This window comes from Citrobacter sp. RHBSTW-00986 (assembly GCF_013783065.1).
In the GTDB taxonomy this organism is placed as follows: domain Bacteria; phylum Pseudomonadota; class Gammaproteobacteria; order Enterobacterales; family Enterobacteriaceae; genus Citrobacter; species Citrobacter braakii.
Map to the genome: position 1 here is coordinate 4,814,416 of NZ_CP056200.1, position 19,521 is coordinate 4,833,936.

Genomic DNA, 19,521 nt, shown 5'->3' on the forward strand with positions numbered 1-19,521 from the left:
CGTTTAGAAGGTCACTTCGAACAGCGTTCTGACGTTGGCATCAATGGTTGCTGACAGCCATTGAGGATCTTCCCCACGCCAGTGAGCAATTCGCTCAAGAATATGCGGCAGATGCGCCGGTTCATTGCGACGTGACGTCGGTTTAGGCGTTAAGTCGCGAGGGAGTAGATAAGGTGCATCGGTTTCTATCAGCAGTCTTTCCACCGGAATAAACGGCAGCAGCTCCCGCAGTTCCATCCCCCGGCGTTCATCACAGACCCACCCGGTGATACCGATATAAAGCCCTCGGTCCACGCAGTCCTGCATCTCCTGGCGCGAACCGGTGAAACAGTGCAGCACCGCGCCTGGGAGGCTGTCCAGCCACGGCTCCAGCAACGTCAGAAAACGCGCATGCGCATCCCGACAATGCATGAAAATCGGCATCTGCAGTTCAGCAGCAATGCGCAGTTGCGCTTCAAAAGCACGTTCCTGCTCCTGCGGCGTGGAGAAATTGCGATTGAAATCCAGGCCGCACTCACCAATAGCGACTACCTTCGACTGGTTTGCCAGCGTGATAATCTCGTCTTCCGTTGAGGATTGCCATTGGCTGCTGTCATGCGGGTGCACGCCAGCCGTGGACCAGCACTGCGGATAATGCTGCGCCAGCTTTAACGCCTGCTGGCTTTCGTGAAGGTTTGTTCCGGTCAGAAGCATACCGTTTACGCCCGCAGCAAAGGCGCGCGCCACGACCTCATCCCGGTCTTTCGCAAATTGTGAACTGGTTAAATTAACGCCAATATCAAACATGCTTCCTCCAATATGACAACCGCCCTGACGGGCGGTTGAATTTATTCTTCAGTTTTCTCGGTGGCTTCGGCTTCTTTTGCTTCTTCAGCCTCGTTGTCCTCATCTCGCGTACGTCGCTTACCGACATAGAAACGAGAGAAGAAAACACCCACCTCGAACAGGCAGTACATCGGTATCGCCAACAACGTTTGCGAGAAGACATCTGGCGGAGTCAGTAGCATCCCGACGACAAAAGCACCCACCACAACATAAGGACGTTTTTTGCGTAAATCATCTGGCGTCGTAATGCCCATCCAGCATAGCAGCACGATGGCGACAGGCACCTCAAAAGAGACACCGAAAGCCATAAATAGCGCCATTACAAAGCTGAGATAGCTGGCAATGTCCGTTGATACCTGCACGCCTTGCGGAGCCGTGTTGGCCAGAAAACCAAACGCTAACGGGAAGACAACAAAATAGGCGAATGCCATGCCGATGTAGAACAACAACGAACTGGAGACCAGCAGCGGAACAACCAGGCGGCGTTCATGTTTATACAACGCTGGCGCAATAAATGCCCACACCTGGTAGAGGATCACTGGCGCTGACAGGATCAGCGATACCATGAAGGTCAACTTGATTGGGGTAAAGAACGGCGAAGCCACATCGGTGGCGATCATCGTTGCACCCTGCGGCATCTGTTTAATCAACGGCGCCGCGACCATATGGTAAATGTCGTTGGCAAAGTAAACCAACGCCAGAAAGATCACGATTACCGCAATGATGCAGTTCAGGAGTCGCTTACGCAGCTCAATAAGATGCGTGATGAGCGGTTGGGTATCTTCTACAGCCATGTTTACGGTTTATCACTCGACGAGGGGGAGGATTCGGCAACAGGTGCGACAGCTTTCTTTTCTGCATCCATTAACGTAGCGGAAGTGTTTTCCGTTGGCTCTGGCGTTTTAGCACCCGTGGATTCCGGTTTTTGCTCCGGCGAACTGGCCTGGTTTTCAGCGGCAGCAGGGGTGACCCCTTCTCGCTGCGCTTCAGCTTCTTTCACCACCGGATTATGGATAGTGTGCGCTTCATCGCTCTCTTTCTCAGGATCGTGCACACTGTAAGAACGCTTCATCGACTCTGCCGCTTCACGCAGCTCATCCATTGAGGCTTTCAACTCCGGGGTCAGATTTGTCAGGCTCGCTTTCTCTACTTTCTTCAGGCTGTCCTGAAACTCCTGAAGCTTAAGCTCCTGGGTCAGTTCATTCTGAACAGTAGTTGCCAGGGAACGCAAAGCACGAACCCAGCCAGCAACCGTTTTTACCGCTACAGGTAAACGTTGCGGCCCCAGGACGATGAGGCCGATCACGAACACCAATAACAGTTCGCTAAAACCGATATCAAACACGGATTATACCTGCTCTTTATCTTGGCTTTTGGCGTCTTCTTTTTTCACTTCGCCCTGCTTATCGGTAATGGATTTAGCAGTAAAATCAGCGTCCTGGCTGGTTTTATCTTGCTTTGGCTCATCATCACCCATTGCTTTTTTGAAGCCTTTAATCGACGCGCCAAGATCGGAACCGATGGAGCCGAGTTTCTTGGTGCCAAATAGCAGTACAACGATGACGGCAATGATCAACAACTGCCAAATACTGATACCACCCATACATGTTCCTCTGTCATAGATGATGAATTAATAAGGCCGTAGTATACGTTACACGACCTGCCTAGGGCGATGAAAAATTCAGCGCATTTTGCGCCAGCCGATCAACCAGGCTAAGACGCCGCCGGCCATTAACCAGCCCGGCATAAGCCCCCACTCAGGACGGCTTACCAGCAGGAATGTTCCACTGAGCAACAATGTTGCACCAATGCCCAATAAATAACGGGATTGTCCCTGACGTACATGATTCGCGTGAAGCTCGCGGGCAATCTTATCAACACTGTGCTGTAAATATTTGCCCTGGCGCAAACTGTCATACACCAGTTCAGGTATTTCTGGCATTTTTTCGACCCAGAACGGTGCTTTTTCTTTAAATGCCCTAACAAGCGCCGGAATACCGACCTGATCTTTGATCCAGGATTCGAGGAAAGGCTTGGCCGTTTTCCACAAATCTAACTGCGGGTAGAGCTGACGTCCGACACCTTCAACGTACAGCAGCGTCTTCTGTAGCAATACCAGTTGAGGCTGAACTTCCATATTGAATCGGCGCGCTGTGTTGAACAGATTTAACAGCACATGACCAAAGGAAATCTCTGCCAGCGGTTTTTCGAAAATCGGCTCGCACACGGTACGAATGGCAAATTCAAACTCTTCTACGTTGGTATCCGGCGGAACCCAGCCAGAATCCACATGCAGTTCAGCAACTTTGCGGTAGTCGCGGTTAAAAAACGCGATGAAGTTTTCAGCCAGATAACGCTTATCTTCTTTGTTTAAAGAACCCACAATCCCACAATCAATACCAATGTATTTCGGGTTTTCGGGATGCTCATAACTCACGAAAATGTTCCCAGGGTGCATATCCGCATGGAAAAAGCTGTCGCGGAATACCTGAGTAAAGAAGACCTGAACACCCCGTTCAGCCAGCAACTTCATATTGGTGCCGTTCTTCTCAAGCGAGGTGACATCTGAAACGGGAATACCGTAAATGCGCTCCATCACCATCATGTTCTGACTGCAATAGTCAGAGTACACTTCCGGGATGTACAGCATTGGGCTGTCTTCAAAATTACGTCGCAGCTGAATCGCGTTCGCCGACTCGCGCAGCAGATTCAGCTCATCAATCAACGTTTTTTCATATTCACGGACCACTTCTGTTGGTCGCAGGCGGCGGCCGTCTGGCATCAGGCGAGGTACCCAGCGAGCAAGGCGGTAGATCAGTTTTAAATCCGCTTTGATTACCGGCAGTATGTCCGGGCGGATAACTTTGATCACCACCTCTTTCCCATTCGATTTCAGTCGCGCGGTGTGAACCTGAGCAATAGACGCAGATGCCAGCGGCGTGATCTCAAAATCATCAAACCATTCCTCGACGGGCAGCCCACCCATCGCCTCTTCGATTTGTTCTTTCGCTCTTTGCCCATCGAATGGGGCTACCCGATCCTGCAATAGCGCTAGCTGATCGGCGATGTGCGGCGGGAAAAGATCACGACGGGTAGAGAGCATTTGCCCGAACTTAATCCACACTGGGCCGAGCTCCTGTAAAGCCAGTCTCAGCCGTTCTCCCAGCGGTTTGTCTTTATGTCGGTTGGGCATCCAGAACAGCGTGTAACGCCACAGCCGTAGCGGCAGCGTGATACGCATTTTGGGGATGAGTTCATCAAGACCGTAGCTTAAAAAAGTGCGAATGATGAAATAAAGGCGCCGTACTTCACCTGGCGTCATTTGGCCTCCAGTTTTTCCAGCCGTTTGGCCAGAGATTCGACCGCACGCTCAACGGCTGCCGTTTCTTCTGCAAACCATGCAACCTCAAGCGGACCTGGAGCCATACGCCACTCTTCGGTGATCGCTTCGGCAACATAGCGCTGCTGGCGTTGAATGTTGTGGCACAGGAACTTCGCTCCACCACGCAAAACTTTGCTGACCCCTTCCGCGACGATATCGCCGGTATAAGGTGCTAACAGTTCTGCGGGATCAAACTCCGCCAGATCGGCCAACGCGACAAAATTCTGTACCACCTGGATATCGCCCTGAACCTCCAGTTCACCACTGCGGATAAGCGTGGTGAGTTGCTGCCGGTCACGTAATTTCGGTAACACGCTGGCATGTGTGATTACGGTGCAATCGGCTTCGCCTTCCCATGCCCCCAGCACATCGACCTGGCGCTCACTAAACACCAGCACTAACGGTGTTGAAAATCCTTTGAGCTCAACACGCAGCACTTTGCCCTGTAAACGCGTTCTGGCTGACTTGAGCGCAGGAGAACGATACAGAAAGGTGTTAAGTAAATTTTCAACGCCGGCGGTCACTAAGGGTTTTAAAGGCATCCCCAATCTCCTGTCAGAACTTGTAACCACGATGCAGCGCAACGACACCTGCCGTCAGGTTGTAGTAATCAACGCTTTCGAACCCGGCATCTTGCATCATTGCTTTTAAGGTGTCCTGATCGGGATGCATGCGGATGGACTCCGCCAAATAGCGATAACTGTCTGCATCGCTTGCCACCATAGAACCAATGCGCGGCAAAACGTGGAAAGAGTATGCGTCGTAGGCTTTACTCAGCGGTTCGATAATCGGCTTGGAGAACTCCAGCACCAGTAGACGTCCGCCCGGCTTCAACACGCGATACATAGATCGTAATGCTTTATCTTTATCCGTTACGTTGCGCAGACCGAAAGAGATGGTGATGCAGTCAAACGTGTTGTCTGGGAAAGGTAATGCTTCCGCATTCGCCTGAACGTACTCAACGTTACCCACGACGCCGATATTACGCAGCTTTTCGCGACCCATTTTGAGCATTGAGTCGTTGATATCCGCCAGCACAACTTTGCCAGTTTCGCCTACCATGCGAGAGAATTTCGCCGTCAGATCGCCCGTACCGCCCGCTAAATCGAGAACGGTTTGCCCGCGACGCACGCCACTGCAGTCAATGGTGAAGCGCTTCCACAAACGATGAATGCCAAATGACATTAAGTCATTCATAACGTCATATTTAGACGCCACAGAATGAAAAACGTGGGCCACCATGTCAGCTTTCTGCTCTTTAGCGACGGTCTGAAAGCCAAAGTGCGTCGTTTCTTGTGAATTATCCACCATCTCAGTGCCTGCTCATCCAAAAAATGTTCAAGAAGTGTAACAGATTGGGCCAATTTGCCCTACCCTTCTGCCCGGTTCAACTACCCCAAACGGACTAGTTTGATTGCTGGTTTACCGCTTCATCATCAGGGTAAGGTTCATCCTGCTGCGTTTCAGGGACCGAACGCAAGCGGTACTCTTCATCCTGCGTAGTGGCTTGTTCAGCCAGTTCAGGATTAATCTCGCGCTTAATTTCCACGCCTAAACTGCGAAACGCTTCTGCCTGCGACAGGACGTTTCCACGGCCTGAAGAGAATTTTTTCATCGCCTGTCGGTAGTTATCCTGGGCTTTATCCAGGCTTTGGCCAATTGCCGACATATCATCCACAAACAACCGCATCTTGTCATAAAGTTTGCTGGCCCGATCGGCAATCTGTTGCGCATTACGACTCTGATGCTCGTAGCGCCACAAGTTGGCAATCGTGCGCAATGCCACCAACAACGTGGTAGGGCTAACCAGCATAATGTTATTTTTAAGGGCTTCGGTAATCAGTTCAGGCTGTCTATCGAGCGCCAGTAAAAAAGCAGGCTCAACGGGGATAAACATCAGCACATAGTCAAGTGTGCGCAGCCCAGGAAGCTGCTGATAGTCTTTGCGCCCCAGCAGACGGATATGGTTTCGTACCGAGGCGATGTGCTCCTGCAACGCGCTCTCGCGGGTGTATTCATCTTCAGCATTAAAATAGCGTTCATAGGCGACCAGCGTCATTTTCGCGTCGATCACCACATCTTTGCCCTGCGGTAACCGGACGATGACATCTGGCTGCATCCGCGAACGGGCGTCGTTCTCAATGCTGACCTGGGTTTCGTATTCATAGCCTTCGCGCAGACCGGAAGCCTCAAGCACCCGCGTGAGTACGACCTCGCCCCAGTTGCCCTGCGTTTTGTTATCGCCTTTTAATGCCCGCGTCAGGTTTACCGCTTCCTGCGCCATCTGCGCGTTCAGTTGCTGCAGATTACGAATTTCGTGCGCCAGAGTATGGCGTTCTTGCGCCTCTTTACCAAAGCTATCCTGTACCTGGCGTCGAAAACCGTCCAGTTGTTCGCGAAGCGGTGTAAGCAGGCTGTTCAGGCTTTGGCGATTTTGCTCGTCTACACGACGGTTGCTGTGCTCGAAAATACGGTTCGCCAGATTTTCAAACTGTTCGCTCAGACGCTGTTCGCTGTTGATCATCTGGCGGATTTTATCTTCCGCATGCTGCTGCGTCGCTTCCAGTCGGGTAGTGACTTCTCGAAGATCGGCTTCCAGAGAGGTGTTGATGCTGTGCAGGCTGCGCAATTCGTTATTGAGTAATTCGCACTCATCGCGCCAGTGGGCTTCCTGTGAGAGCTGCTGGCGGGCGGCGCTTAGCGCAATATCCAGTTCGCGTCGTTCTTCGATGAGGTCGGCACGGATCCGATCGGCATGCGCTTTTGTTGCCAGCCACCCCACCAGCAGCCCTGCGGCTAACGCCAGCACGGCACTCATCATAATTGAAATATCCACAACGCCCCCTTACAGCAACGACTTACCCGCACAAAATAGAATTGTGCTGTATAAACGTCCAGTTTAAAAGGAATTTCCTGCGAGGTACTACGCAAAATAAAAAGGCCGAACGCGTCGGCCTTTTTGAATAGACGGGAGAATTACAGTAAACGACGCGCAGCTTCCACCACGATTTTCACCGCGTGGCTTTCTGTTTGTTTCATCGTTTCCGCATTAGGGATCTCTTGCTGAGTACGGTTCACGATAACCCCCGCGACCATACCAGCACGCAGACCCTGGCTTGCGCACATGGTGAGCAGCGTAGCAGATTCCATTTCGTAGTTCATGACGCCCATAGACTGCCACTCTTCCATTGAGCCTTTGAAACGGCTCACTACGCGACCAGAGAAGGTGTCATAACGCTCCTGGCCCGGATAGAAGGTATCAGAAGACGCGGTAACGCCTACGTGGGTGGTGGCGCCGATAGATTTCGCCGCTTCCACCAGCGCGGTGGTGCACTCGAAGTCCGCGACGGCCGGGAATTCCATTGGCGCGAAGTGCAGGCTTGCACCGTCCAGACGGACAGACGCCGTGGTGACCAGTACATCTCCTACGTTGATATGTGGCTGGATGGCGCCAGTCGTACCGATACGCAGGAAGGTACGAATGCCCAGCTGTGCCAGTTCTTCTACGGCAATAGAGGTTGACGGACCGCCGATACCGGTAGAGCAAACGATCACGGCTTTACCATCCAGCTCAGCACGCCAGGTAGTGAACTCGCGATGAGATGCCAGCTTAACCGGCTTATCCATCAGCGCGGCGATCTTTTCCACACGCTCCGGGTCGCCAGGGACGATAGCGAGCTGAGCCCCTTGTAAATCGTTCTTAGTGAGGCCGAGATGAAAAACATCAGACTTAGACATAAAAACTCCTCTGTGAATCGGTTTTGTCAGAAGAAGCAAAAACACACTTTACCGAAGGCATGAACATATTTTCGTGACAGTCATCACTATGATGTAAATCAATTGCATTCCATTACCATAAAATAGTGACTTGAATCACATAAATGATGCAATGTAAGGAAGCCCTGCACAAAAGATAGACCGTTTAAGGCAATGTGGTTCGTTGCATGTGTCTATAGTTAACAATGCGCTTTTTGGCTGAATATTTAAGGGTACGGAGAATACCATGACAACACGACAATCTGGCTTTGCACCTGCTGTATCTCCACCGACGTCTACCACGGTTCACACTCCGGATAACGCCATTATCGCCGGTGTAACGTCCATACCTTCACAAGGCGATGATATGCCAGCGTATCACGCACGACCAAAACAGTCCGATGGCCCGCTGCCTGTGGTCATTGTCGTGCAGGAGATTTTTGGCATTCATGAACACATTCGTGACGTTTGCCGCCGTCTGGCTCTGGAAGGGTATCTGGCTATCGCACCAGAGCTCTATTTTCGTGAAGGCGATCCCAATGACTTTGCCGATATCCCTACGTTGCTCAGCAGCCTTGTCGCCAAAGTGCCTGACTCTCAGGTATTGGCCGATCTGGATCATGTCGCCAGTTGGGCTTCTCGTAACGGAGGAGATGCCCACCAGTTGATGATCACCGGATTTTGCTGGGGTGGACGCATCACCTGGCTGTATGCAGCTCATAATCCGCAGTTAAAAGCGGCGGTAGCGTGGTATGGCAAACTGGTGGGCGATAAAACTCTCAACTCGCCGAAACATCCTGTTGATATCGCGACCGATCTTAACGCCCCTGTTCTGGGACTTTATGGCGGCCAGGACACCAGTATTCCGCAAGATACCGTTGAAACAATGCGTCAGGCGCTGCGCGCCGCCAATGCAAAAGCGGAAATCGTGGTCTATCCCGATGCCGGACATGCGTTTAACGCCGATTATCGTCCGAGCTATCACGAAGAGTCCGCGAAAGATGGCTGGCTGAGAATGCTGGAGTGGTTCACACAATACGGCGGGAAGAAATAAACGTTAATTGCCCGGCGGCGACTACACCTTACCGGGCCTACAACTCTTGCTATTTCCTGTAAGCCGGGTAAGCGCTTGCGCTTCCCGGCCACCGGCTCTGAATTACGCCTGACGCAGGTTCTGCGCAGCTTTGACCATGTTCGCCAGTGCGGCGCGGGTTTCCGGCCAACCGCGCGTTTTCAGGCCGCAGTCCGGGTTGACCCACAGACGCTCGGCAGGAATACGCTGCTCGGCTTTCTTCAGCAGGGCTTCAATCCACTCCACGCTCGGGACGTTCGGCGAGTGAATATCGTATACGCCCGGCCCGATTTCGTTCGGATAGTCGAACTCTTCAAACGATTCCAGCAACTCCATATCAGAGCGTGAAGTCTCAATGGTGATCACGTCCGCGTCCAGCGCCGCAATGGAGTCCATAATGTCGTTGAACTCGCAGTAACACATGTGGGTGTGGATCTGGGTTTCATCCTTCGCCACCGCCGCGTTAATGCGGAAGGCTTCCACGCCCCACTCCAGATACGCCGCCCAGTCGCTGCGGCGCAGTGGCAGACCTTCGCGCAGTGCCGGTTCGTCAATCTGGATGATGCCAATACCCGCCGCTTCCAGATCCGCTACCTCATCACGCAGCGCCAGCGCAATCTGCTTAGCGATGGTTTCACGCGTCACGTCTTCACGCGGGAATGACCAGCAGAGAATGGTCACCGGACCGGTCAACATGCCTTTTACCGGTTTGTCGGTCAGCGACTGGGCATACTTCGCCCACTCCACGGTGATCGCTTCCGGGCGGCTGACATCGCCAATAACCACCGGCGGCTTCACGCAGCGAGAGCCATAGCTCTGCACCCAACCGTTCTGGGTAAAGACGAAACCGTCCAGGTGCTCGCCAAAATATTCCACCATGTCGTTACGTTCGGCTTCACCGTGCACCAGCACGTCGAGCCCCAGACGTTCCTGTTCAACAATCGCCTGTTTGATATGTTCCGCGATACCGGTGCGGTAGTTACTTGCATCCAGGTTGCCCTTTTTGAAGTCCAGACGCAGGCCGCGAATTTCCGTGGTTTGCGGGAATGAGCCGATAGTGGTGGTCGGCCATGCCGGCAGATTAAAGCGGGCACGCTGCGCTTCGGCGCGAACCGGGTAAGCGTTGGCACGTTGGCTGTCCTGGGCGGTGATCGCCGCCAGACGTTTTTCCACTGCGGCGTTGTGTACGCGGGTAGAGTGACGACGAGCCTGGATCGGTGCGCTCCACGCCATAATTGCCGCCGTATCACCGCTGTTCAACGCATCACGCAGCAGCGCCAGCTCGCTGCATTTTTGTAGGGCGAAGGCAAACCAGCTCTTCACTTCTGCATCAAGGCGGGTTTCCACGCTGAGATCGATTGGGCTGTGCAGCAGGGAGCAGGAAGAAGCTACCCACAGGTCACGTTTACCGACGATATCTTTAATTTGCGCGTATTTTTCGCTGAGATCGGCACGCCAGACGTTGCGACCATTCACCAGCCCCGCTGACAGCAACCAGTCGGCAGGAAGACGCTTGTGCAGCTCGGCCACATCATCTTTACCGTGCACGAAGTCAACGTGCAGCCCCTGCACCGGCAGCGCGGTAATGGTATCCAGGTTTGGCGTTACGCCTTCGAAGTAGGTGGTCAGCAGCAGCTTCACCTGACCCGTCAGCGCGTCATACGCCGGTTTGAAGGCGTTCAGCCAAACCTGAGGCAGCTCCAGCACCAGAGCCGGTTCATCAATCTGCACCCAATCAATACCGCGTTTCGCCAGCTCGGCCAGCACCTGCTGGTAAACCGGCAGAATATCGTTCAACAGACTCAGGCGGTCAAACTGTTCGCCCTTCACTTTCCCCAGCCACAGGTAAGTTACCGGTCCCAGCAGCACAGGTTTCACCTTGTGACCGAGCGCCAACGCTTCATCCACTTCATCCAACAGTTGGGTCCAGGTCAGTTTGAACTGCTGACCTTTGGTGAACTCTGGCACCATGTAGTGATAGTTGGTGTTAAACCATTTGGTCATTTCTGCCGCCGCCGCGGGCTCCCCGGTTGGTGCGCGGCCACGGCCAATGCGGAATAAGGTATCGATATCGACCGAGCCGTCTTTATTTTGATGACGAGCCGGAACGTTGCCGAGCAGCAGGCTGGTGGTCAGCACGTGATCGTACCAGGCAAAATCGCCCACTGGCAGCAGGTCAACGCCCGCCTGCTTCTGCTGATCCCAGTGACGGGCACGCAGCTCGCGGCCAACGGTTAGCAAATCTTCACGGGAAGAATTTCCCGCCCAGTAGCTTTCTTGCGCTTTTTTCAGCTCGCGACGCAGGCCAACGCGAGGGAAACCGAGGGTGTGATTAAGTATTGTCATTTTTCTTCCTCTAATTATATGTAAATCCTATTGATTTTTAATTTAGGGAAGGTGGCAAGTTTATTCATCCCAGGAGCTTACTGAAGTAAGTGACCGGGGTGGAAAAACACAGCCAACGCACCATAAATTTAAAAGACGAAGGATTTTAGCCATCCAGATGTTTACACATCCATAATTGACAGTTACTGTATATTCCTCAAGCGCAATTTGTTCATGCCGAAGTGAAGGACTTTCATGATCGAGATTAAACACCTGAAAACGCTCCAGGCGTTGCGGAATAGTGGTTCGCTGGCGGCCGCAGCGGCGACGTTGCATCAGACCCAATCCGCCCTCTCTCACCAGTTCAGCGATCTGGAACAGCGCCTTGGCTTTCGACTTTTTATCCGTAAAAGCCAGCCTCTGCGCTTTACGCCGCAAGGCGAAATTTTGCTGCAGTTAGCAAATCAGGTGTTGCCGCAAATTGGTCGTGCGCTGCAGGCCTGCAACGAACCGCAGCAAACCCGGCTGCGGATCGCTATTGAATGCCATAGCTGTATTCAATGGCTGACGCCCGCGCTGGAGAATTTTCGTGCCAACTGGCCGCAGGTGGAGATGGACTTTAAATCCGGCGTGACGTTCGATCCGCAACCAGCGCTACAACAGGATGAGCTGGATCTGGTGCTGACATCCGACATTCTGCCGCGTAGCGGACTGCACTACTCGCCGATGTTCGATTTTGAAGTCCGCCTGGTACTGGCGCCGGACCATCCGCTGGCCAGCAAGACGCAGATCACGCCGGAGGATTTAGCCAGTGAGACGCTGCTTATTTACCCGGTGCAACGGAGTCGACTGGATGTCTGGCGGCATTTCTTGCAGCCTGCGGGCGTTAGTCCGTCGCTGAAGAGCGTGGATAACACCCTGCTGCTGATTCAGATGGTTGCAGCCAGAATGGGTATTGCAGCTTTACCGCACTGGGTGGTGGAGAGTTTTGAACGCCAGGGCCTGGTGGTGACCAAAACCCTGGGCGATGGATTGTGGAGTCGGCTGTACGCCGCCGTGCGCGATGGCGAGCAGCGACAGCCGGTCACGGAAGCGTTTATTCGCTCAGCGCGGAATCACGCCTGCGATCACCTGCCGTTTGTACGGAGTGCGGAACGACCCACTTTCGATGTACCCACAGTGAAGCCACTATCACAGCCGCACCAATAATGAAGCTTGGCCAGTGAGGCTGTTGATGCCAGATAGCCAGGTTAACCAGCAGCCCGGCCGGCACATGCATATTGTTCATGATGCCCAGCGTCCCCGCATCCACCTGGGTCGCGCCGTAGTTCCACATAAAGTAACCAATGCCGGACGCTGCCACGCCAAGAAAGACCAGAATTCCCCACTGTAGCGTGGTTGCAGGCATTTTCTGCGCATTCCCCAGCATGAACCAGGCCACGACCGCCACCATAAAGGCCCCCATGTAAAACCAGGCAAAGGCGTTGTGCTGCGGCATTGGCCGCGTTTCCATCAGACGCTTGTAGCCCACCATGCCAATAGCAAAGCTGATATTGGACAACTGCACCAGCAGCAGGCCGGTCCAGAAGTGGCTGGTCACCTGATCGTAACGAATGATCCCCGCACCAATCACCGCCAGCAACGCACTGAAGGCGTAGCTCCAGCGCAGACGACGTCCGCTCATCAGGTCATAAATCAGCGTAATGTAGAGCGGCGTCAGCACGGTAAAGAGCAGCAGTTCTGAAACCGTCAGGTACAGATAGGCGTGAAAACTCAGCATATACATAATGCCAAGCTGCATGGCGCCCACCAGCATATACAGCGCGATGGTTTTTACGCTATGCCCACGGGTACGTAAAAACGGCAGGAACACCAGCGCCGCCAGCCCAACGCGCACCAGCACCGCAAAATAGCTATCGACATGACCGGCAAGGTACTCGCCAAACAGGCTAAAGGAAAAGGCCCACAGAATTGTGGTAATGATGAGTAACGCCACAATGGATGTCTCTTAACAAAAGGTACGCCCATTGTAGCGAAGTTTTAAGTTGACATCTGGTCAACTAACGAACAAAAAAATTACTGCAAAAACAGCTCACGCAGATAATGCGGCACGGCATCGTCGGCATTAAGACCAATGACTTCCAGTTCCGGATGCAGATCCTTCAGGCGCTGGTGAGCGTTGCCCATAATGCAGCCTTTCCCTGCCATGGAGAGCATTTCCGCATCGTTCATCCCGTCGCCAAAAGCGATGCAATCTTTCAGGCTGTAGCCCATCGCTTTCGCTACCGCTTCAAGCGCATGACCTTTCGATACGCCGCCAGCCATGACTTCCAGGCAGGTAAGCGTAGAGAAACTGACGTTGACGCGGTCGCCCCAGCGGGCGTTAATCGCCTGCTCCAGCGGCAGCAGCCTTTCGTGAGAATCGGTGGTGAAAAACACCTTACTCACACCTTCCGGCTCCAGTAGCGCAGGTTCAAACAGTGAATAGTTAAACACTGCTTCTTTGAAGAAGCGCATTTCGTCCGGGCGATGGCGGTTCATAAACCACTCATCATCACGATAAACGTTGGTAACGATGTCCGGGTTTGCATTTACTACGCCAAACAGGTCGCTGGCAATGTCGCGATCCAGGTTATGCGAAAACACCAGATTCCCGTCAGAATCATGCACACGCGCGCCGTTGGACGTGATCATGTAGGTTTTAATGCCGAGGTTATCGCGAATTTGCCCCACATCAACATGATGACGGCCAGTCGCAAACACAAAGTTAACGCCACGAGCGGTCAATAACTTCAGCGTCTCTTTGGCATAAGGGGACAGAGTATGGTCGGGAGAAAGCAGCGTACCGTCTAAATCAGACGCAACAACCTGATACATAAGAAAATTCAACCTCTAGGCAAAGCGGGTTCCGCTGGATGAGTTATGCTTGTCGAAAAATTCGACAATAGCGTTAAGCGCGACTGAGCGCATTGCGTCCTTTTCAAAAAGGATCTCATGGTACGCGCCTTTGATGACCAGCGGCTGCCCCCCTTCTACGGGATGACCCGCTGCGGCGCGGAGTTCACAAAAACGATCGTGCATGCGGTTATCTACCACACGCTCTTCTTCGGCCTGAATCAGCAGCGTCGGCGTCGCGTCGTCTCCTGCTCCAGCCAGAACCTGTTCGCCTGCCAGAATACCTTCACGTACCCAGTGGTAGGTGGGGCCGCCAACGCGCAGCCGTGGCTCATCCGCATAGAAGCGTAGATTGCGCCGATAGCGCTGTCGACTATGGGTTAACGCATTCATACCGAATGGCAGCGCCCGCCAGCGCCCGGTCCCCATCGCATAACCTTCGCGGATCCGCGGATGCCCTTCAGCCCAGTCCAGAATGTGGCGTACCATCCAGTCGGGAAAGCGCATCACAATACCAAACATCGGCGCGCAAAGCGCGATGGCATCACACTGATTCGGGTGGCGCTGCAAGAATAACGTGGCTATCGCTCCGCCCATTGAATGCGCCAGTATATAGCGCTTTCTCCACGGACCGGGTAGCACTTCCTGCTGCCAGAAGGCGGTTAAATCGTCGACATAGTCATTAAAGTTATCGACATGACCGCGATGCGGGTCCGAAAGCATACGCCCGGAACGCCCCTGGCCACGGTGATCGATAATGAGGACGTCAAAACCAGAATGAAACAGGTCATACGCCAGTTCAGCGTATTTCACGTAGCTTTCAATGCGTCCAGGACAGACGACGATGACGCGATCGTTTTTTTCTGCGTGAAAACGCACAAAATGGACGGGGATATCATCCACGCCCGTAAATTCCGCTTCTTCCCGCTGACGCCAGAAATCTGTCAGTGGCCCCATGGAAAAAGCAGCAAACGCGTTTTCTCTTGTTTCCCAGTCTTTTTGCTGCTGAAACATCGGGTATCCAGCCTCGCTGACCAAGTAAAATCGTTTTTTTCGCCGTCGCTGACACAACCTAACGGCAGTAGCGTATTGTGGCATAAAAATAGACAATCCGGGAGTTTCTCATGACCTTTGAATGGTGGTTCGCCTACCTGTTGACCTCTATTATTTTGAGCTTGTCTCCAGGCTCTGGCGCAATCAACACCATGACCACCGCCATCAGTCACGGTTATCGCGGCGCCAGCGCGTCGATCGCTGGTTTACAGACTGGGCTTGGCATTCATATCGTTCTGGTTGGTGTAGGACTGGGAACGCTATTTTCACGTTCGGTGATCGCATTTGAGGTGCTGAAATGGGCGGGGGCGGCCTATCTGATTTGGCTGGGTATTCAGCAATGGCGGGCGGCGGGTGCTATCGATCTGAACACCATGGCGAATACGCAATCGCGCAGCCGCCTGTTCAAACGCGCAGTCTTTGTTAATCTGACCAACCCCAAGAGCATCGTTTTCCTTGCAGCCCTGTTCCCGCAGTTTATCCTGCCGCAGGAACCGCAGTTAATGCAGTACGTGGTGCTTGGCGTCACGACCATCGTGGTCGATATCATTGTGATGATCGGTTACGCGACGCTGGCCACGCGCATTGCTGGCTGGATTAAAGGGCCAAAGCAAATGAAAGCGTTAAACAAAGTGTTTGGCTCGCTGTTTATGCTGATAGGCGCCTTGTTAGCCTCGGCACGGCATGCCTGATGAAGGTGCCGGAGGCGCTTGCGCTTATCCGGCCCGGAAGAAACTTAACGCGAAATAATCAGGTGGATACCGAAGCCCGCAAACAGCGCACCGGCAAAACCATCAATCCACTTCGCCAGACGCTGATAGCCACGACGCATTTTCGGCAGTGCAAACAGGCTGGCGACTACGGTAAACCACGCCAACGTTTCCACGATGATCAGGGCAAAGATCCCCCAGCGTGCGCCCGTTCCCACGTTATCGCCAACGAACAATGAGAACACGGAGCCAAAATAGATAATGGCTTTAGGGTTCGCCAGGTTGGTCAGCAGCCCCTTCAAAAAGCTGCGTCCGCTCTGCGCCAGCTCAACTTGCGGAGTGGGAGTCGCAACATCCTGTTTTTTAAACGCGCCGCGTAGCATCTGATAACCCATCCAGCACAGATACAGCCCCCCGCCCACCATAATAATGGTGTGCAGCCAGGCCATTTTTTCGATAATCAGATGTAGGCCGAGCAGCGCTATGCCAGCCCAGACCATGACGCCACAAGTAATACCCAGCACGCCCATCATAGCTTCTTTGCGCGAACGGCTAACCGCTGTTTGAGAAACAAAGAAAAAGTCGGGACCAGGGCTCATCAGCGCAACGATATGCACCAACGCAACGGTGAAAAATAGCGTTAACATAAAAATGACTCGCGGGGGAAATAGTTCAGTGAGTCACCATCCTGGCACTTTTTTGCCTGGCTGACTACTCTTCGTCGTCACCATCAACGTGCGCGCGAATAAGCGCCATAAACTCTTTGCCAAAACGCTCAAGTTTACGCATCCCCACGCCATTAACGCTCAGCATTTCGCTCGGTGAAACCGGCATCTGCTCAGCCATTTCAATCAGCGTGGCATCGTTGAACACTACATACGGCGGGATATTTTCTTCATCAGCAATGGCTTTACGCAGCTTCCGCAATTTGGCGAACAGTTTGCGATCGTAGTTGCCACCGAAGGATTTCTGCATCGCTCGCGGTTTCAGCGCCACAATACGCGGTACCGCAAGCTGTAGCGCAACATCACCACGCAGTACCGGACGCGCGGCTTCGGTTAGCTGTAACGCGGAGTGATGAGCAATATTCTGCGTCACCAGCCCAAGATGAATAAGCTGGCGGATAACGCTTACCCAATGTTCATGGCTTTGCTCACGACCAATGCCATAGACAGGCAGCTTGTCATGGGCCAGCTCGCGAATTCGCTGGTTATTCGCTCCGCGCAGAACCTCCACGACATAACCCATACCAAAGCGTTGATTAACACGGTAGATAGTCGACAGCGCTTTGCGCGCATCCATGAGTCCGTCGTACTGTTTTGGCGGGTCGAGACAGATGTCGCAGTTACCACACGGCTCCTGACGCCCCTCGCCAAAATAGTTCAACAGCACCAGACGACGACAGGTTTGCGCCTCGGCAAACGCCCCCATCGCATTGAGCTTATGCCGTTCGATATCCAGCAGTTGCCCGGCGGGTTTCTCTTCGAGGCAACGGCGCAGCCATGCCATATCAGCCGGATCGTAAAACAGCATTGCTTCCGCAGGCAGGCCGTCACGCCCGGCGCGGCCGGTTTCCTGGTAATAGGACTCGATGTTGCGCGGAATATCGAAATGCACCACGAAGCGTACGTTGGGTTTGTTGATTCCCATGCCAAACGCCACGGTCGCCACGACGATTTGCAGGTCATCACGCTGGAATTTCTCCTGCACTTCTGCACGTACAGCGTTTTCCAGCCCGGCATGATAAGCCCCGGCGCTAATGCCTCGGCTTTGCAGACGCGCGGCAGTGTCTTCTACTTTAGCGCGACTGTTACAGTAAATAATACCGGACTTACCGCGCTGCTCTTGCACGTAGCGCATCAGTTGATCGAGCGGCTTAAACTTCTCCATCAACATGTAGCGAATATTCGGGCGATCAAAGCTGCTGATCTGAATTAACGGGTCGTTGAGCCCCAGCAGACGCACAATATCCAGCCGGGTTGTCTCGTCCGCGGTCGCGGTCAGCGCGACAAACGGCAGAGTTGGGAAACGCTGACGCAACTGCCCCAGCGCGGCGTATTCCGGGCGGAAATCATGCCCCCACTGCGAAATACAGTGCGCTTCATCAACCGCCAGCAGCACCGGGTTCCAGTGCGCCAGATTTTCAAGGAAGTTATCCAGCATCAGGCGTTCGGGCGCAATGTACAGTAAGCGAATCTGCCCGCTACGACAGCCTGCCATCACCTCAAGCTGCTGCTCACGACTTTGGGTGGAGTTCAGACACGCGGCCGCCACGCCGTTGGCAAGCAGTTGATCGACCTGATCTTTCATCAGAGAAATCAGCGGAGAAACAACAACGGTGAGGCCGTTAAGCAATAATGCGGGAATTTGATAGCACAGGGATTTTCCGCCACCGGTCGGCATAACGACCAGGCAGTCGCGACCAGCGATCACGGTATCAATGATTTCTTCCTGACCAGGGCGAAACTGTTGGTAGCCAAAGGTTTCCTGCAAAACCTGTTTAGCGCCCATTTCCAGATTCAACACTTCCGCCTGCGCCACATTAACCCCATTAGCCTGAAATAAAAACAGGCGCTATTTTCAGCGCCTGAGAGAGAAACTGCAATGATTAAAATACTCTCAATACCTGTCAGAAGATATCGTTAAGCATTACACCCACGCCAACACGGGTCTGATTGAAGTTGTAGTCAATCAGTGATTCGCCGTAGCCGCTGTAGACCTGGGTATAAAGACGCACATGCTTGGTAATGGGATAACTGGCCCCCAGCTCTGCGCCGCCGTAGCCGGTATTCCAGTTGTACTGGCCTTTCACACTGATCACCGCGTCACCCAGGTGATAACCCATTTTCAACTGATAGTAGCCCATATATTTGGTGATATCAGGGTTATCGTCAGTGCTGCCGATAACGTACCACGGCTTAACTTCCACCAGCCAGTTACCGTTTTCAGCCATCAGCCGGGTGTAAAGGCGGTTCCAGCTACGTGAGGTGGGGTCGGATCGACCATTGGAGTCATGGTTATAGCCCATTTCAACATCGCGGAGCGTCCAACCGGCAAAGCGATAGTCGGTGGCGAAACCGAGGAACAATTGCGGTTCATAGTTGGTTTCGCGAAACGGCGCAGACTCTTCACTGTTCGAAAGCTGCCACCAGGACTTCTGGGTATAGGAACCGCCGAGTACCGAGTTCGGGCCTAATATTCCGCGCCAGAGCGGAAACGCCAGGCTTAGCTGAAACTTAACCTCATCTTTGCGCGCATTTTCGGACCAGCTATAGCTGCTGATCGCCTCTTTGTTCATGTCGCTGGTATTGGTGTAGATGAGATAGTTGGTCTCATAAGGATAAAGCGTGAAAGGGTTGTCATGCTCCTGCAGCATGTTGGCGATGATACTGCCGCGAACCGCCGGTGCATCATGAATCTCTTTCACTGTCGCTTCCTGCGCATACGCGGTCAACGGCAGCATGACTGCTGGTAGTAACCATCCCAGAATCGCCCGCATCGGT

At 53.3% G+C, this 19,521-nt stretch carries 19 protein-coding genes; 3 read left to right on the plus strand and 16 right to left on the minus strand.

Annotation, left to right across the window (positions count from 1 at the left end):
* Positions 1-3: 3 nt before the first annotated feature.
* The 9 genes from tatD to udp all read right to left on the minus strand — a co-directional run bounded on the left by tatD (position 4) and on the right by udp (position 7,945).
* Complete coding sequence (tatD, locus tag HV345_RS23180; protein ID WP_181636107.1) at positions 4-786, minus strand: 3'-5' ssDNA/RNA exonuclease TatD; 783 nt, start codon at positions 784-786, stop codon at positions 4-6.
* A 41-nt stretch (positions 787-827) separates the two neighbouring features.
* Entirely contained in the window at positions 828-1,619 is a 792-nt protein-coding gene (gene tatC / locus HV345_RS23185; RefSeq protein WP_016155142.1) for a Sec-independent protein translocase subunit TatC, read from the minus strand.
* A gap of 2 nt (positions 1,620-1,621) precedes the next feature.
* Positions 1,622-2,170 (minus strand): Sec-independent protein translocase protein TatB, encoded by a 549-nt coding sequence (gene tatB, locus HV345_RS23190; protein ID WP_016155141.1) that lies wholly within the window; start codon positions 2,168-2,170, stop codon positions 1,622-1,624.
* A gap of 3 nt (positions 2,171-2,173) precedes the next feature.
* Entirely contained in the window at positions 2,174-2,428 is a 255-nt protein-coding gene (gene tatA, locus HV345_RS23195) for a Sec-independent protein translocase subunit TatA (protein WP_003017888.1), read from the minus strand.
* Positions 2,429-2,506: 78 nt separating this feature from the next.
* Positions 2,507-4,147, minus strand: coding sequence for a ubiquinone biosynthesis regulatory protein kinase UbiB (ubiB, locus tag HV345_RS23200; RefSeq protein ID WP_016155140.1), 1,641 nt, complete (start codon positions 4,145-4,147; stop codon positions 2,507-2,509).
* Positions 4,144-4,749 carry a ubiquinone biosynthesis protein UbiJ gene (gene ubiJ / locus HV345_RS23205; protein WP_016155139.1) on the minus strand — a complete coding sequence of 202 codons (606 nt, stop codon included), beginning with the start codon at positions 4,747-4,749 and terminating at the stop codon, positions 4,144-4,146. The genes ubiB and ubiJ overlap by 4 nt, the downstream gene beginning before the upstream one ends.
* A gap of 13 nt (positions 4,750-4,762) precedes the next feature.
* On the minus strand, positions 4,763-5,518 hold the full coding sequence (gene ubiE, locus HV345_RS23210) for a bifunctional demethylmenaquinone methyltransferase/2-methoxy-6-polyprenyl-1,4-benzoquinol methylase UbiE (protein ID WP_003017897.1): 756 nt from the start codon (positions 5,516-5,518) through the stop codon (positions 4,763-4,765).
* Positions 5,519-5,612: 94 nt separating this feature from the next.
* The gene (gene rmuC / locus HV345_RS23215) at positions 5,613-7,043 is read right to left on the minus strand and encodes a DNA recombination protein RmuC (protein ID WP_181636108.1); all 1,431 of its coding nucleotides are present in this window, start codon (positions 7,041-7,043) and stop codon (positions 5,613-5,615) included.
* 140 nt (positions 7,044-7,183) lie between these two features.
* On the minus strand, positions 7,184-7,945 hold the full coding sequence (gene udp, locus HV345_RS23220) for a uridine phosphorylase (RefSeq protein WP_006686084.1): 762 nt from the start codon (positions 7,943-7,945) through the stop codon (positions 7,184-7,186).
* A 265-nt stretch (positions 7,946-8,210) separates the two neighbouring features.
* On the opposite strand from udp, the gene HV345_RS23225 reads away from it, so the two are divergent.
* A complete protein-coding gene (locus tag HV345_RS23225; protein ID WP_016155137.1) occupies positions 8,211-9,017 on the plus strand; it encodes a dienelactone hydrolase family protein in 807 nt (268 codons plus the stop codon).
* A gap of 102 nt (positions 9,018-9,119) precedes the next feature.
* Here HV345_RS23225 and metE read toward each other — a convergent pair whose 3' ends face one another.
* Complete coding sequence (metE, locus tag HV345_RS23230) at positions 9,120-11,381, minus strand: 5-methyltetrahydropteroyltriglutamate--homocysteine S-methyltransferase (protein WP_181636109.1); 2,262 nt, start codon at positions 11,379-11,381, stop codon at positions 9,120-9,122.
* Between the two features lie 234 nt (positions 11,382-11,615).
* Between metE and metR the strand changes: the two genes are divergently transcribed.
* Positions 11,616-12,569 carry an HTH-type transcriptional regulator MetR gene (gene metR / locus HV345_RS23235; protein WP_003017908.1) on the plus strand — a complete coding sequence of 318 codons (954 nt, stop codon included), beginning with the start codon at positions 11,616-11,618 and terminating at the stop codon, positions 12,567-12,569.
* Here metR and HV345_RS23240 read toward each other — a convergent pair.
* The 3 genes from HV345_RS23240 to pldB form a co-directional block, all read right to left on the minus strand.
* Entirely contained in the window at positions 12,457-13,356 is a 900-nt protein-coding gene (locus tag HV345_RS23240; protein WP_016157852.1) for a carboxylate/amino acid/amine transporter, read from the minus strand. The genes metR and HV345_RS23240 overlap by 113 nt on opposite strands.
* A gap of 80 nt (positions 13,357-13,436) precedes the next feature.
* A complete protein-coding gene (gene yigL / locus HV345_RS23245; RefSeq protein ID WP_008787091.1) occupies positions 13,437-14,237 on the minus strand; it encodes a sugar/pyridoxal phosphate phosphatase YigL in 801 nt (266 codons plus the stop codon).
* Positions 14,238-14,252: 15 nt separating this feature from the next.
* Positions 14,253-15,269 (minus strand): lysophospholipase L2, encoded by a 1,017-nt coding sequence (gene pldB / locus HV345_RS23250; RefSeq protein ID WP_003017911.1) that lies wholly within the window; start codon positions 15,267-15,269, stop codon positions 14,253-14,255.
* A 110-nt stretch (positions 15,270-15,379) separates the two neighbouring features.
* Between pldB and rhtB the strand changes: the two genes are divergently transcribed.
* A complete protein-coding gene (rhtB, locus tag HV345_RS23255) occupies positions 15,380-16,000 on the plus strand; it encodes a homoserine/homoserine lactone efflux protein (RefSeq protein ID WP_003828938.1) in 621 nt (206 codons plus the stop codon).
* Positions 16,001-16,044: 44 nt separating this feature from the next.
* On the opposite strand, the gene rhtC is transcribed toward rhtB, so the two are convergent.
* The 3 genes from rhtC to pldA all read right to left on the minus strand — a co-directional run bounded on the left by rhtC (position 16,045) and on the right by pldA (position 19,517).
* Complete coding sequence (gene rhtC, locus HV345_RS23260; protein WP_019078428.1) at positions 16,045-16,665, minus strand: threonine export protein RhtC; 621 nt, start codon at positions 16,663-16,665, stop codon at positions 16,045-16,047.
* A 64-nt stretch (positions 16,666-16,729) separates the two neighbouring features.
* Positions 16,730-18,559 carry an ATP-dependent DNA helicase RecQ gene (gene recQ, locus HV345_RS23265; protein ID WP_019078429.1) on the minus strand — a complete coding sequence of 610 codons (1,830 nt, stop codon included), beginning with the start codon at positions 18,557-18,559 and terminating at the stop codon, positions 16,730-16,732.
* Between the two features lie 88 nt (positions 18,560-18,647).
* Positions 18,648-19,517: a phospholipase A gene (pldA, locus tag HV345_RS23270; RefSeq protein WP_016157849.1), complete on the minus strand. Its 870-nt coding sequence runs from the start codon at positions 19,515-19,517 to the stop codon at positions 18,648-18,650.
* Positions 19,518-19,521 lie beyond the last annotated feature (4 nt).